This window comes from Vibrio variabilis (assembly GCF_003263785.1).
GTDB classification, from domain to species: Bacteria; Pseudomonadota; Gammaproteobacteria; order Enterobacterales; family Vibrionaceae; genus Vibrio; species Vibrio variabilis.
In genome coordinates this window covers 36837-51795 of the sequence record NZ_JYJK01000085.1, presented here as the reverse complement: position 1 = coordinate 51795, position 14959 = coordinate 36837, and the positions used below count along the sequence as shown (strand labels likewise).

Annotated in this window: 8 protein-coding genes and 4 pseudogenes; 7 read left to right on the top strand and 5 right to left on the bottom strand. The window is 43.6% G+C overall.

Annotated features, from left to right (window positions below):
- Nucleotides 1–24: 24 nt before the first annotated feature.
- Nucleotides 25–2042: pseudogene (locus TZ48_RS14970) on the bottom strand (alkyl/aryl-sulfatase).
- 107 nt (nt 2043–2149) lie between these two features.
- Here TZ48_RS14970 and TZ48_RS14965 point away from each other — a divergent pair.
- Nucleotides 2150–3047 (top strand): annotated as a pseudogene (locus tag TZ48_RS14965) (LysR family transcriptional regulator).
- Between the two features lie 20 nt (nt 3048–3067).
- Here the strand turns inward: TZ48_RS14965 and TZ48_RS14960 are convergent.
- Together TZ48_RS14960 and TZ48_RS14955 are read right to left on the bottom strand one after the other, a co-directional pair.
- Nucleotides 3068–4406, bottom strand: a pseudogene (locus tag TZ48_RS14960) (MATE family efflux transporter).
- A gap of 98 nt (nt 4407–4504) precedes the next feature.
- The gene (locus tag TZ48_RS14955) at nt 4505–5341 is read right to left on the bottom strand and encodes a helix-turn-helix domain-containing protein (RefSeq protein ID WP_112479761.1); all 837 of its coding nucleotides are present in this window, start codon (nt 5339–5341) and stop codon (nt 4505–4507) included.
- A 124-nt stretch (nt 5342–5465) separates the two neighbouring features.
- On the opposite strand from TZ48_RS14955, the gene TZ48_RS14950 reads away from it, so the two are divergent.
- The 3 genes and pseudogenes from TZ48_RS14950 (at nt 5466) to TZ48_RS14940 (ending at nt 8597) form a co-directional block, all read left to right on the top strand.
- Nucleotides 5466–6344: a helix-turn-helix domain-containing protein gene (locus tag TZ48_RS14950; protein WP_112479744.1), complete on the top strand. Its 879-nt coding sequence runs from the start codon at nt 5466–5468 to the stop codon at nt 6342–6344.
- A 112-nt stretch (nt 6345–6456) separates the two neighbouring features.
- Nucleotides 6457–7313, top strand: a pseudogene (locus TZ48_RS14945) (nuclear transport factor 2 family protein).
- 192 nt (nt 7314–7505) lie between these two features.
- Nucleotides 7506–8597, top strand: a complete 1092-nt coding sequence (locus tag TZ48_RS14940; protein ID WP_239670898.1) for a glycoside hydrolase family 88 protein — start codon at nt 7506–7508, stop codon at nt 8595–8597.
- 235 nt (nt 8598–8832) lie between these two features.
- Here the strand turns inward: TZ48_RS14940 and TZ48_RS14935 are convergent, their stop codons facing one another.
- Entirely contained in the window at nt 8833–9792 is a 960-nt protein-coding gene (locus TZ48_RS14935) for an AraC family transcriptional regulator (protein WP_162674605.1), read from the bottom strand.
- Between the two features lie 337 nt (nt 9793–10129).
- Here TZ48_RS14935 and rhaB point away from each other — a divergent pair, with 337 nt between their 5' ends.
- Both rhaB and TZ48_RS14925 read left to right on the top strand, forming a co-directional pair.
- On the top strand, nt 10130–11506 hold the full coding sequence (gene rhaB, locus TZ48_RS14930; RefSeq protein ID WP_112479742.1) for a rhamnulokinase: 1377 nt from the start codon (nt 10130–10132) through the stop codon (nt 11504–11506).
- Between the two features lie 165 nt (nt 11507–11671).
- Nucleotides 11672–13117: a BNR-4 repeat-containing protein gene (locus TZ48_RS14925; protein WP_239670897.1), complete on the top strand. Its 1446-nt coding sequence runs from the start codon at nt 11672–11674 to the stop codon at nt 13115–13117.
- A 164-nt stretch (nt 13118–13281) separates the two neighbouring features.
- Here TZ48_RS14925 and TZ48_RS14920 read toward each other — a convergent pair whose 3' ends face one another.
- Nucleotides 13282–13872 carry a DJ-1/PfpI family protein gene (locus TZ48_RS14920; protein ID WP_112479741.1) on the bottom strand — a complete coding sequence of 197 codons (591 nt, stop codon included), beginning with the start codon at nt 13870–13872 and terminating at the stop codon, nt 13282–13284.
- Between the two features lie 304 nt (nt 13873–14176).
- Between TZ48_RS14920 and TZ48_RS14915 the strand changes: the two genes are divergently transcribed.
- Complete coding sequence (locus TZ48_RS14915) at nt 14177–14869, top strand: oligogalacturonate-specific porin KdgM family protein (RefSeq protein WP_112479740.1); 693 nt, start codon at nt 14177–14179, stop codon at nt 14867–14869.
- Nucleotides 14870–14959 lie beyond the last annotated feature (90 nt).

Here is a 14959-nt window from a genome sequence, read left to right as displayed (position 1 = left end):
TGGGTTTTTCGTTTGTGGTTGGTCTTACTTATTCGGCATAGGTAAGATTTCAAACATGCCATCAAACTCATCAAGTGAAGCCGTGAGCTTGCCTATGAGCTCGGCATCGCCCTTGATACCGGCTTGACCTGATTTCAGCAGCTCATCAAGTGATGTCTGGCCAAGTGCCACTCGGGTAAGATCCGATTTGTGGATGATAAGCTCTACATTAGTTTCTGGTAGCGTATCGACTTCGATGTTACTCATATTGGCATTAGACACTTCACCGTAGTAGCGCTCTTCCACATCTGGATGATACAAACCAAAGTTAAAGTCTAAACCTGCTTGCTCGGCTTTTTCTGCATTAAGCCTAACAGCAATGAAGTCTAAGAACATTCCCGTTGGTGTGTTGGCAATCACGTCTGCTGAGGCCAACTTGATAGAAGGTTGGATCTCGCCAGTTCTAAGCTCAACCGCACCTTGTAGGTAAGAGTTTCGCCAAGCCATGGTTTCAGATTGATAGCCTTGCTGCTCGAAGCTGTCTGCAAGCGCATAGCGGTAAGTCACATTGTTTGGGTCGCATTGCACCAGGTCGTTAAATAGCTGAGAAGCTCCTGATATTCTCCTTGTTTAAAGTGCTTCATACCCGCGTTGTATAGAACATCTGCCCCGGCTGCTTGCACATAGACACAGGATTTGTCTTGTGTTTGCAGTGGGTTGGTGTTCACTGGGTTCATGTCATGATAGCCAAGGTACAGGTTTACAACGGCGCGAGCGTTGTGGCTGTATGAGCCGTGATAACCGTTAGTGTGCCAAGTTTGCTTTTGAGACTCCGGCACGAGCTTTTCAATCTCACGACCGACATCATGGATAGTCACACCGTGGTTGGCGAGACGCATGGCTTGGTTATGAATGAAACCATAGTTGTCACGCTGAAGTGTCATGTAATCGGCAATTTCATTTTGCGGGGTATTCGCATCATTCCAAACTGGCGCGGAGTGCGCAGCGTGGATGTTGTCGACAAGACCCGTATCAACATAACGCATCTTTAGCTCGGTTAGGTATTTCGTCCACACCAGCGCGTCACGAACTTTAGCGCCGCGGAAGGTGTAGATATTGTGCATACCGTCGTAAGTCAGCTCAGCAGTGTTTAGAGAGCGATATTGAGGCACATAAAGCACGATCTCAGCGGGTGCTTCTGCGCCAGGCATGTTGATGGCGTGGAAATCGAGACCATCGATTGTGATTACTTTCTCGCGTTCTTGGATTTCAGTGGTAGGTGCTACCAACGTGACTTCTCCACGTGATGTACCCAGACCCAGTGCGTTATCGACAATGCCTTTCTCGTCGTTATCCAGCGTTGTTCCGTATTGATAGTTGGCGCGGCGTCCCATCGCAGTACCTGCTATTACGTTCTCGTCAGCAAGTTCCTTGATGAAATCTTTTGGTGCATAGATTGGCGCACCTTCGGCAAAGTCACCAGACTCATAGATACCGCGAGAGCCACCAAAGTGATCCGCGTGCATGTGAGAGTAAATCATGCCTGTGATTTTGTGCTCACCGTTGATTTTTGGTAGATGCTGTTTGGCAAAGTCCCAAGAGGCCGCGGCCGCCTGCTTCGATAGCAAAGGATCGTGAATCACATAACCATTGTCTGTACGGTAGATGGTCATGTTAGAGAGATCAGCGCCTCGGATCTGGTACACACCATCAGTCACTTCATAAAGGCCGCCAGCGGCATAGTTGAGCATACCTTGGCGCCAGATTGATGGATTGACTGTCGGTGGGATCTCATCGACAGAGAGCTCTGCCATAAACTCGAATCGGTTTTTCAGCTCACCCGCAGCATGGGTACCAAATTCAGCGATAAGTCCACGTTTGGTGCGGTCAAATGCAGACGTGTCTTGCCACGGTAGTGTAGAAGCAAGCGCCTGATTGGCCTGCAGCGTATGGGAGCTTGCAGGTTTACCTTGGTAGTCCTCAAGGCCAGCGTAGTCAGCGTTAGCGGCGAATGACGCCATAACAGCGATAGCGATAGTTGAAGGAGTAAGCGCTCGAAGCATAGAAAACCTCATCACAGTATTAACAGGAAACAAGGTCACTATATCGACTTGACTCATAACCAAACATGCATATAAATTTAGTTAAAACATAACTAGTGGCTATGTGTATGAAACTGTCTGATTTTGATCTTAATCTGATGCGCGTATTTTTGACCGTGTATCGCTTTCAATCCATTACTGTGGCGGCAGAAGTACTCGACCTCACTCAGCCTGGTGTCAGCGGTGCTCTTAAGCGGCTGCAGAACCAGTTAGGTCAACAACTGTTTGTTCGAGATGGGAGAGGAATTGCCCCTACGCATTTGGCGCATGAGATGGCGCGTCAAATAGAACCGGCATTGGAGCTATCGAGAACACGTTGAACGATGCCCAAGAGTTTTCTGTCGAAGGAAAGCGTCGTTTCGTGGTGTACACCACTGAGCCAGTGATGCTAAACCTTGTGCCCAAAATCGAAGCCGATAAAAGCCTAGGGAACTGCGAAATTGTGTTGTCTCCGACAACTGTGACCGAAGCGCAGCTACGTGAACAGCTCAACCTAAGGCAAGCTGATTTAGCGATTGAATTTTCTGAGTCTTCGACTTCAAGCTACTTTACCCAGCCGTTCTTCTCAGATCAGATTTGTGTCATAGCCAGCAAGCAACATCCTCGAATTCAGGGGCGATCAGTGCTCAGGAGTATTACCAAGAAAAACACATCACATTGAAGTTGCGGCGCGAAGAGATTTTTCTGGTGGACTATTTTACCAAAGAACATATTAAGCCGCGCAACGTCGCCGCAGAATGTGAGTCGCTTCTAGCGTTAATGGCGTTAGTTGGGAGCAGCGAAAGTATTGGTATGACGAGTTTGAACATGGCAAAGCAGTTTTCCGAGCAATTTGGGTTGCAGATCTTGCTGGTACCCTTTAGCTCATTGCCGGTAAACTACGTGTTGATGGGGCATAAGAGAGAGCAAAATAGCAAAGCCAATATATGGCTGCGTGATAAATTGCTCTCCTACGTTCAAGGTTGATCGTAAGAGAGCAGATCTAGTTATGCTTCCGATAGGGTCATCTGTTGCCTTCTTAAGAAGGCAAACAGTAATACGAGACTGATGAGTGCTGTCGCGGCCTCGGCAAATAGGATACTTGCCCAAATACCATTAGTTGGGAACAGACTAGGTAGAATCACCACCCCTAGCGCGACAAACACAAAACCGCGAGCTAGCGAGATAATGGTGGCTTGATTCGGTTTGGCAATCGCTTGAAATAGATTGGCGACGACTAGGTTAAGCCCCATGAGCGGTGTGGCATAGAAGAAAAAAAGCAGAGCTGTGGCGGAAAGCTCTAGCAATTGACTGTCTGCACCCAAATAGAATCGTGCCACGTCTTGCGCTGTGAACCAAATAATCGATAGGAAAAAGAGTCCACTGCCAATGGAAGTGGCCAGTCCAAGCTTGAGTGTGCTGTAAACGCGCTCGGTTTTGCTGGCACCGTAGTTAAAGCTGATGATCGGCTGACAAGCTTGGTTGATACCAACGATGACAAACAGAGCAAACACACCGACGTTGGCCGTTAAGCCGTATGCGATGATATGACTCTCGCCAAACTGGCTAAGCAGCACATAGTTAAACAGCAAAATGGTCAGTGCAGCGGTGATCTCGATAAAGAATGTCGGAACGCCGATCTTTAAGATCTGACCGACACGATCGAGCCCTAAACCCTCCAAACTCAAACGCAGTTGCCCTTTTTGTCTGGCGAAATGAGTGAGAAGAATCAGCGCGATAACACCCTGAGCAATCGCAGTCGCATAAGCTGCGCCTTTCATACCCACCCAAATTTCAACACAAAGAAATAGTCTAAAACTAAGTTGGTCATGGCGCCCGCAGACATCGCATACATAGCGAGTTTGGGGTTAGTATCGTTACGCACGAAGCAAGACATGACCCAAGCGAGAGCATAGAGCACAAAGAATTTGAGCATGATGTTTAGGTAATCATGCGCGAGCTGCGCCATATAGCCACTGGCTCCCATGAGCGCAATGATCTCATCAAGCCAAATCAAAGCAGATACAACAGTCATCGTGGTGAGGATCGCTGTCGCGAGCATCGACTGGCTAAACAAGGTCTGACCGCTATTGAGATTGCCTTTACCAAACTCAATCGACATCAGTGCAGCGCCACCAATACCTATCATCATGCCAGTGCGGTAAAAATAGAGAAAGCCGGAATCGTTAATGAAATAGCGCCAAGACCTTCCGCACCCACACCTTTGCCCACAAACCACGCATCTCCCATGATGAAGATGGATTTGATGACCATGCCCGATAGTGCAGGCAATAAATACTGAATAAACGACTTCTGAATCGGATCAGATTTTAGATTTATACTCATGGATAACCAAAATACGTTGAAAGTAATAAGAACACTATTACTGGTATTATCGTTACCAAAAGGGGCTAAGAAAGGGAGATACTGCCCTTTATCTGGCACTATTTGGAAGTGCGTTTCCGAAATTCAGCAGGGGACTCCCCCATTTGAGCACGATAAAAGCGTCCAAAATAGGAAGGGTCGTCAAACCCCAAGTCCAACGCGATGGTTTTTACGGTTTTGGTGGAAAACACCAAGTCGCGGTTGGCTTCCAATAAGATTCGCTCATGCAAAAGGCGGGTGATCGTCTTGCCGACATGTTTCTTAGTCAGCTCGTTGAGTCGTTTACCGGTAATGGACAGTTCGTCGGCATAAAACTGAACGTGGCGCTGTGAGCGATAGTGGCGTTCAATCAACCCAAGTACTTTGGTCATGCGAGCATCTTTAACCACCTTTTTGTCTTCTGTCTCGATGGAAAACCTTAACAGGTAGCGCAAAAAACTCGTAAGCAGTGACTCAATCAAATCCCAATCGGTTTGCGGTTGGTAAAATTCATCCAAGAGGAGGTTAAACAGAGGTTCAAAATAGATAACCCCTTCATCAGACGTATCAAAATAGGGTTGTTGGTCATCGTGAGCGCGAAACACCGCATTGAACATACGCTGGTGGCGCGGACGGTTTTCAAGAAAATCGGTTGAGAAAATCATCATACGATAGTTTTCAGTGAGCTCAGCGGTCTCATGCACCTGCCCCGGTGCGATGGTGAAAAATCGCCCTTTTCTACTTGGGTATTCCACAAAATCAATGCTCTGTTTGCCAACATCATCTAAGCACCAAATGATTTCAAAGTAGTCATGTCGATGAGCACCAATAATCCCTCCGTCATTCTCGATGGCACTGTCGATTATTTGGCAGGGATTTCCTTTGGGGAGGGAGATAACGTTTATCTTATTGCTCATGTTGACCTTACCATATACACCACCTTTCAATTATGACACTCAATATTGCTGATTGCGACCAAACGTACGGTGTCGTTGTGCGCAAAAATTAACTAAAATACAAGCAGAAATGTGTGGAGGACGGATGCAGATACCGACCATTGGCTTTGACCATAAAAGATCGAATCAGGCAGAGCTCGAAATCTTTGATTTAGAGTCACTGTACCAACGTGAGTATAAAGATCACTCGCCGCAGCGCCCTCATCGCATCACTTTTTTTATGATGGTGTATATCGAACGTGGGTCTGGGAATCACATGGTTGATTTCAAGAGTTACCCATTTGAGTCTGGGAGTATTGTCTTTGTGCGCCGCGAACAGGTTCACTGCTTCGATTTTGCCTCTCAACCTGTCGGCAAGGTGGTGATATTTACCCAGGAATTTCTCGATCAAGTCCACGCCAACATGCGTCTGCCTAACTATACGCCCACTCATCTTAATCAATCTCGCTCTCCCGTGCTGGCTTTAAATAATGAAACTTGCCTGAGTGCCAAACGAATCATCGACGAGGTGCTAAAGGAGATATCTCATGACAACGCGGATCCTTTGGTCGTGATGTATCTGTTTTCTGCCTTCGCGTTGATGCTGCACAGGCTAAGGCCGGAAGAGCGTCACGATAAGCTGTCTCAGGAGCAAAGCGTCAAGTTAGCGCGGTTTTTTGATCTTCTACAAAGTCACTATGAGCGCACACGCGACGCCAATTGGTATGCCTCGCAGATCGGTACGACCTATAAAACGCTCAATCAGATCTGCAAGCTGGCAACGGATCTCACCGCAAAGCAGATGATCGATGCGTTTGTAACGATTGAAATGAAACGTCGTTTGGTGGTGAGTAGTGTGACAACTCAGCAACTCGCCTATGATTTTGGCTTTGAAGATGCCAGTAACTTTGTTAAGTACTTTAAAAACCAAACAGATATGACGCCAAGTCAGTTCCAAAAGCAGTATGCCGACCCTCAAATTTAGCCGAGAACCTGTGTCTTGGGTTCGATATTGACCATTTTCCGACTCACTTCTACACGGAATTCCATTGAGCTTGTTCCTATTATTGTTTCCGAGCTAACAAGAGGAAAACAATATGAACAAGCTTACTCGTCTATTCGCTACGACTGCTGTAGCTGCTTCAGCCATAACTGCCTCCGTGGTTGCAAACGCAGAGGATATGACCAATCGCGAAAAGGCCATCGCCGTCATTTCTAGCATTGAGACTGGCGATCAAAGTGCCATCGGCTATATCAATCCCGAAAATTACACACAACATAACTTGGGTGTGGCTGATGGACTGGCGGGCTTTGGCGAGGTGTTACAGCAGCTTCCCAAGGGCAGCGCGAAAGCGAATGTGATTCGCACTATTCAAGACGGTGATTATGTAGCGCTGCACACGGAATACAATTTCTTTGGTCCTAAGGCTGGCTTTGACATCTTCCGCTTTGAAGACGGTCTAATCGTTGAGCACTGGGATAACTTGCAAGAGGTGGCCAAGCCCAATCCAAGTGGTCGAACCCAGTTTGATGGCGCAACAGAAATCAGAGACCTAGATAAAACCGACGCCAACAAAGCCTTAGTCACGGACTTTGTGAAAACCATTCTTATGGGGGCGACATGTCGAAGATTGGAATGTTCATAGGTGATAAAGACTCTGATTACATTCAACACAATAAGGGTGTTGCCGACGGTTTAAGTGGATTAGGCGTCGCGATGAAGGCGCTGGCAGAAGCAGGTATACCAATGGTATACGACGCAAACCACTTAATTATTGGAGAAGGCAACTTTGTTCTTTCCGTCAGTGAAGGTAAGTTCATGAATCAACACGTGGCATTTTACGACTTGTTCCGAGTAGAGAGCGATAAAATCGTTGAACATTGGGATACGATAGAAGTTATTCCACCTAAGTCAGAGTGGAAAAACGCTAACGGTAAGTTTGGTTTCGAATAGCGACACTTACTTGCTGCAAGTGGGGTCACTTTTTGCAGTGACCTTCTTGGTATTTTCAATGCTCAAAAGTTGACGAGAGCAAAGATCATCCCTGATTACACCAAAAACAGACATGTTTTTTCAATGATGATTCCCCTATATTTGAGCTGTTGACTTAACGCAATTATCACCGAAAGAAGTAGAGGGATAGCAATGGATTCAGAGAAAACGTGGGCACATGATGCTTGGAAAAGTGTGTTTGAGAAAGTCAAATTTACTAGCGAAGACATTTCAGTACAGTTTCCTTCCATGACATCGGAGGGGCGTTATGAGGATACCCACGCTCCTTGGGCGTGGGTTGTCGGCTTCTGGCCAGGCCTGCTGTGGTTGCTATATGAGAAAGAGCACTACCAACCGTTCAAAGACATTGCCATAGCACGTGAGAAGACCATGGATGGCCCACTCGATGAATATGTCAATATCCACCATGATGTTGGTTTTATGTGGCAACTTACTTCGATCAAACAGTATGAGTTGTTTGGTAACGAGCGTTCTAAAAATCGAGCACTTAGAGCCGCGAGTCATCTGGCGAGTCGATTTAACATCAATGGGCGCTTCTTAACGGCTTGGAACAAGAATGATGTCAGTGCTGCAGACCCGAGAGGATTGAGTATTATCGACAGTATGATGAACTTGCCTCTTCTGTACTGGGCTTCGGATCAACTCGATGCACCGCGGTTCAAACTGATTGCCATGGCACATGCTGATACGGTGCTTAAAGAATTTATTCGACCAGATGGCTCGGTAAGACATATGGTTGAGTTTGACTATATGACTGGCGATGTGAAAAGTTATTATGGTGGTCAAGGCTACAATGAGGACTCTGCTTGGAGTAGAGGCGCATCGTGGGCGGTTCATGGCTGTGCACTAAGTTATAAATACACGAGAGAGCCAAGATACCTAGAAGCGGCCATGAAAACCGCTGACTTCTTTATTAACCAGTTACCTGAAGATTCAGTTCCACATTGGGATTTTAGAGCTCCAAGGGATGAAAATACGCCAAGAGATACCTCAGCTGCAGCGTGTGCTGCGAGCGGTATGCTTCTTATCTCTGAGCTTGTTGACGATGAAGCAAAAAAAGCGCATTACTTTGATGCTGCTAATCGAATCCTCAAGAGTCTTTACGAGAACTACTGCACGGCAGGGGACGATACCCAGCAGGGAATCTTAACAGGAGGGGCGTTCAACTGTCCTAAAGGGTTGGGGTTAATTGCTCGCTTATATATGGTGACTACTACTTTGTAGAAGCTCTATCGAAACTGGTGACAAAGCTATCGTCTGAGAAAGAAAAATCGATCGCCGAAGAAATGGTGATCTGACAAGCAGCATTGAACAATATACTTTGAGTTACGAGACATGAATAATAACGCCCGATATGTAATATCGGCGTTATTATTCACAATTTTTTTGGGATGTGATTCTCAATTGACTGGAAAGCTGGTCAAAAATGCCTCAGTAATGGAGGTGGTAAAAATAATATTTAATGGGTGTTACGATATTCTCTCGGAGATACACCAAACTTAGCTTTAAACTTCTTGTAGAAATCACTGGTATTCGAAAAACCCACCTCTATTGCAAGGTCGTTAATACTTATATTCCTAATCTTTATGATCTCACAGAATTTATTGAATCTTATTTCCCTAAGTAGGTTGTTGAATGTCACTCCACTTTCTTTTTTTATCAGCTTGGATAAGTTGTAGTTTTTCATTTTAAGCTGATCAGAGATCTCATTTAAGTTGGCTGTTCTAAGGTTTCTCTCCATATAAGTAATGACTTTACAGAGAACACCTTTATCGTAAGATACTTTCTCAATTCTTTTAGGCTCTTCAAGCGTTAGATCAAGGACAAGGATACCGAGCAAGAACTTAACGCGAGGCTCCACTAAATCCTCATCACCATCGAGTTCTGATAGCATCTCATTAAGGGAGCCCTCAAGTCGACTTTTTTCTTTGGTCGAGAAAATAAGTGCTGAAGTAGCGGATTTTTTGAATACTACATCGGTAAAGAAGTTAGATAAATTACAAGACTCATTGATAAATTCGAAGATATAGCTGAAGAACTTTTTGTGAATAATGAAATTTACTATTATATCATCATCACCGGTTGGATATATTTCGTGAGTAACACCAGGCCCCAAAAACAGGAGATCCCCTGTTAACAGTTCCACCTCTTCATTCTCGACTACTTGAACCGATTTTCCGTTTAGGACATAACATATCTCTACATAATCATGGCTGTGTGCAGGATAATGTATAAAACGTGTATGCTTCCTAATAGAAATCATTTTTCCAGAAGGGCAAACCTTATCAAAGGATATTATGTTCCGGTATCTGTCGGTAAAAATACTATTATCGATACCAGATTGCTTATGGATGATTCCTTCTTCCTCAACATTGGTGGACTTCATCTTTTCCATGAAGTCATACAGCCCTCTATCCATAATAAACCTCATTCAGTGCACGGTTCTAACGATGTGGTGTGACGCAAACATTGGCTCACTTACAACCAAGATTTGCCTTACACTGCAACCAAATCAAATATACACACAAAATCAAAAAAAAATTGAACCATCGGTTTAACTGTGATTGTGGTCAACAATAGGGAAACGCAAACGGTGAAATTTTGGGTGTCGGTCACGATCGCGATACTGACAACAATGCGGGGAAAAAGTCGTCGTGAAAACAAGCAAAAAATGATGTTTTGGAGTGCAAACCTCTGTATTTATAGGCTAGTTATTGTCAATTAAACTACACGATCAGTAAGCATCGGAGGTTGTAATGAATTACTTTTTGGCAGTTGACATTGGTGCATCAAGCGGACGACACCTGATAGGCCATTTGGACAATGGTAGGCTCAAGGTGGAAGAAATTCATAGATTTAACAATCAAATTTATCAAGTAGACGATCAGCTCTGTTGGGATCTAGATTATCTGTTCTCTGAGATAATTACGGGTCTTCAGAAGTGTGCAAAGCAGGGGAAACAACCCAAAGCACTGGGTATTGACACTTGGGGGGTCGACTTCGTCCTTTTGGATAGTGAAGATTGTATGATCGGTCATGCCGTGTCTTATCGTGATAAACGAACCAATGGAGTGATGAAGGAGATTTGCTCCCAAATTGGCAGTGAAACACTCTATGCAAAAACGGGTATTCAATTTATGGACTTCAATACCATTTGTCAGTTACAGACACTATCCGAAGAGGCAAAGTCCAAAGCCAAGTCATTCCTTATGATCCCTGATTACCTCAATTACTTGCTAACAGGGAAAAAAGTGAACGAATATACCAACGCCACAACAACACAACTGTATAACATAGACACCAACAGATGGGATGAGGAACTCATTGACTTTGTTGGACTAAAACAAGAAGTATTCCATGAAGTTATGCCACCGCTATCAAAAGTCGGCAATCTAAGGCAAGCATTAGTTGACCAACTGGGCTTTGATTGTGAAGTGATTCTGCCACCCACTCATGATACTGGAGCTTCATTCATAGCGAGTAGTTTAAACATTGAAGATAGTGGCGTTATTCTCAGTTCGGGAACTTGGTCCTTATTAGGTAAGGAACTACTAGAGCCGATCGTTAGTGAACAGTCAAGATTAAAAAACTTTACTAATGAGGGTGGAGTAGATAAACGCTACCGGTTTCTAAAGAATATTATGGGCTTGTGGATTGTCCAAGAAGTGTCCCGAAACCTTGACCATCGATACTCATATTCGGAGCTCGTTAATCTGGCAAGGGAGGCAAAAGACTTTACGTCCGTTATTGATGTCAATGACCAAAGATTTTTCATTAACGACAATATGATAGAAGAAATAGTTAATTATTGTAGAGAATCTGGCCAAACACCACCTTCTACGGTCGGGGAAGTTAGCGTATGCGTCTACCGTAGTCTAGCTATTTGTTACAAGAAGTATATTGATGAAATGTCAGAAATAACAGGACAGGATATCAGAACAATTAATATTATTGGTGGAGGATGTAAGAACGAATTTCTCAATGAATTAATAGAAGAGGAAACAAGCTGCGACATAATTGTTGGTCCAGTCGAGGCAACAGGTATAGGTAACATAGTTTCCCAGATGATTGCTATGGAGGAAGTTTCGGATATTTATAGAGCTAAAAAAATCATTGAATGCAGCAAAGTATAGACGTATGCAAATATTGCTGCTTTTTACTGCAATAGTATGTGTTTTTTGTCGTAGTAGTTCTTGATAAAGTAAATATAACGTCACTTATATTGATGAATGATTATATGTGAATATAAATTAAGTGGCAAGTTTACGTGAAATAAAATAACTATGATAGGAATGTCAATGAGTAATTTTAAATTTAGCTTATGTGCGAGCGCTATATTGGGCTCAATGTTATTTGTACCTGCTGGTGTAGCGAATGCTGCAATTTCGCTCGAAAGTGAAGTGAAAATCACCGATGGCGCCCTTCACTTTGACGGAAGTCGAATAAAAGCTCGACATGCCGAGGACAATGGCTCAGATGTTTATGACTTTAAGTTTGGGCCTCAAATTTCTGCCCATGGAGACAGTGTAAAAACCTACAAAGATTATGTTTTCATGACTTGGTATCGTGGTGGTAAGCAAGACAGGCACGTAATGCTAAGTCGACTAAACACCAAAACTGGAGCGATAAAAACCATTGAGTTCCCGCATCAACATACAGGCTTTCTAAATCAGCCACACATCGGTGAGTCACATAACACTATTGCAGTTGAAATAAGTCCAATCGATGGCACCATCCATCTACTTTATGATATGCATGCTTATGGTACAGATAGACCTTCGGATGGCTCATTTAGCGAAGACTACTTCCGCTACTCATATAGTGTGCCAGGAGCCGCAGAAGTTGCTGATAAAGACTTCACGCTTGAAAAATTTGTTAAAGATAGCAGTAAACTAAGCCAAGGTAGTAATGATTACAAGCACTTAACTCTTAGTGGCAAGATTGATTATGATAGCTACCATGGTCTAACTTATCCGACTTTCTACACCAACGATGACGGAACACTACTGGTATATATGCGCAAGGGTGGCAACAATAACGGCGGCTATGTTTTTGCCCACTATGATGCGCAGCAGGGTCATTGGTCGGACTGGAAACAGTTTAATGTTCTCGATGCTAAGTCTCATGGCAACGCGTATGACTGGGGTTTGTATGGCAGCATGAAGTACGTCAACGGCAAGCTTCGTGTTGGTTTCCAACAACGCGCTAATGTAGAGGATAAATTCGTTTACCAAAATGGCGTTTACTACGCATATTCTGATAGTCCCAATGGCGATGGTCAGTGGAAGAACCATCAGGGTGAGAGCATGACTTTCCCATTAGTGAACTCTGATGAAATTAAAGTTTTCGAGCCTGGCGACTACATTTCGCATACTGAGAAAGATTCGGTACACATAGTGCAAAACTTTGATTGGACAGTGACAGAGAAGGGCGATATACACATGATCAGTCGTGTTAAGTCCAGAGACAACAAGCGCCCAGACTTTGAAATGGTTCATCTACATTCCTATAAACCTGCAGGTGAAAAAGAGTTTATTATATCTGAAGACTTTGTCGGCGCTTCAAATATATACACTGCAGGTGAAAATATTTATATCATTGGCTTGAGTAAGGACGGTAAGCCATATGTAGAAAAAGCAAAAGGCGGCACCAACGAGTTCGAGCGAGTTTATGAGTCTCAGTCCGAGCGAAAATTTAGCATGGTAAGGTTCATATCAAAGATGGTAAGTTGTATTACTACCTAATGGAACGTTCGCAAGGCACCTCTCGACCGCTTTATTTACAAGTTATAGATTTAGATCTCTAATTGGAAGCGATATAAATAACAAGCCAACAAGATGATGTTCTTGTTGGCTTGTTTCATATTATCGATTGTGGAAAATCTAGATCTTTGACTCTACCATTAAAGTTAATAGTCAGTAAAACGACGGTAGTTGATATGTTTTGCGACCCAATCGACATCAGTCATCTCACTTGACCTTGTTCTCGTATCCCCCAGTAAGGTCTGTGCCACCGCGAATGCAAAGTCGATGGTGTAACCATAGTCTTGACCAGATATAAATTGACCATCAATCACGACCGGTTGATTGATGTACGAGCCATCGGAATAGTTTAAATAAAAATCACCACAACACACATAGCGGTGGGAGCCTAGTAATGAGTTCTTAGCTAGGACTTTGGCTCCAGATGAACAGAGGGCAGCTATGTAAGCTCCTTTGTCTATGTGCCTCTTAATAAATTGAACTACTGTATTATCGTTACCGAGTTTGTCCGTATTAGGCGGCCCACCCACAAGAATGACAGCTTCATAATCACTTTCAATATTGTCAGCGAACCGTTCATCCGCCACGACTTCTACGCCATGATAGGATGTGAGTGTCATCTCAAGTTCACAAGACAATATGGTGACTGAAATCTGCAAACGACGCAATATATCAACAACATTAATTGCCTCGCCTTCTTCAAATCCATTGCTTAATAATAGCGCAACTGTTCTCATACCATATCACCTTATCTGTAAAATGTAGTCAAATAACGATTAGTATTTATATTGTCCTGACCATAATCAATAATTTTTTTGCCGAGCTAGGTATCATATGTTGCGCATATGGGTTTGTAATACAAAATAATGTTTTTGTCTGTTCCTTGTGCAGAAATTGTCTCCTTTGTTAACAAAGATTAATCTTAAATTAAACGTCAATAACTGCAAGAATTAAAATGTCTAAAAAACAGGTTTTTTAATTACGCCGAGAGTAAAAATTAAGAAACTTGGCCGAAAAATAATAAGTTCAAGGAATTGATAAATGAAAAAAGTTAATCTAATAACATTGGCAGTTGTATCCTCTCTCTTAAGTACCTCTGTCTTTTCTGCTGTATTAATGGTTCGTCAAGAGCACTTGTCTGATCCTTTTAAGCCGGAACAAAAAAATGCTACTTTGATCAAAGCTGGTGGTAGTGCGGGAAAAACCTTTTTCGGGGTGCAAGCTGTGCACAAAGGGGAGACACTGAGCACTTATGCATTGTCTAGCAGTGAAGTGCAGCTTGGCTATCGCTATGATGTCAACGACACAATAAGACTCATTCCTCAAATTCAAGCAACCGCGACAGCGAGTGGTATTGGTTGGAAACCACAACTTGGTTTTGTCTATAAGTTTGGGGGAGGATTCTCTACTGAGCTTAAATATAAGCACGAGTATTTTGTGCGCCAAACACCTAATAGCAAAGGCGAAAGCACATCTGAAAAGAGCCAGTATCAAGTCAACCTAAACTACTCTCTAGACAAACTTAGGCTTGGGTTGCAGTACGATTACCACAAGGGTTTGGACGGTCAGAAGTACTACAATGGGAATGAGTTTAAACAAGAGTTAGAGCTAAAAGCATATTATAAAATTGCTAAAGGTTGGACTCCATTTATGACGTTGGCTGGCGTACCTGTGCACCATAGTTCGGAAGACTACCAGCTTCGTACAAGGCTAGGTTTCTTGTATAGCTTCTAGTCTTGTAAACGTCGAGTAGCTTGTTTATTGACGACTCTATCAGCACTTCGAGTGAATCAGGCTTATCATTTGATAGCCTGATTTTTTTAT

Bases quoted from the DNA above. Each gene is read 5' to 3' on its own strand.
- TZ48_RS14955 (WP_112479761.1), bottom strand. From the start codon at position 5,341: ATGAGCAATAAGATAAACGTTATCTCCCTCCCCAAAGGAAATCCCTGC.
- TZ48_RS14950 (WP_112479744.1), top strand. From the start codon at position 5,466: ATGCAGATACCGACCATTGGCTTTGACCATAAAAGATCGAATCAGGCA.
- TZ48_RS14940 (WP_239670898.1), top strand. From the start codon at position 7,506: ATGGATTCAGAGAAAACGTGGGCACATGATGCTTGGAAAAGTGTGTTT.
- TZ48_RS14935 (WP_162674605.1), bottom strand. From the start codon at position 9,792: ATGGATAGAGGGCTGTATGACTTCATGGAAAAGATGAAGTCCACCAAT.
- rhaB (WP_112479742.1), top strand. From the start codon at position 10,130: ATGAATTACTTTTTGGCAGTTGACATTGGTGCATCAAGCGGACGACAC.
- TZ48_RS14925 (WP_239670897.1), top strand. From the start codon at position 11,672: ATGAGTAATTTTAAATTTAGCTTATGTGCGAGCGCTATATTGGGCTCA.
- TZ48_RS14920 (WP_112479741.1), bottom strand. From the start codon at position 13,872: ATGAGAACAGTTGCGCTATTATTAAGCAATGGATTTGAAGAAGGCGAG.
- TZ48_RS14915 (WP_112479740.1), top strand. From the start codon at position 14,177: ATGAAAAAAGTTAATCTAATAACATTGGCAGTTGTATCCTCTCTCTTA.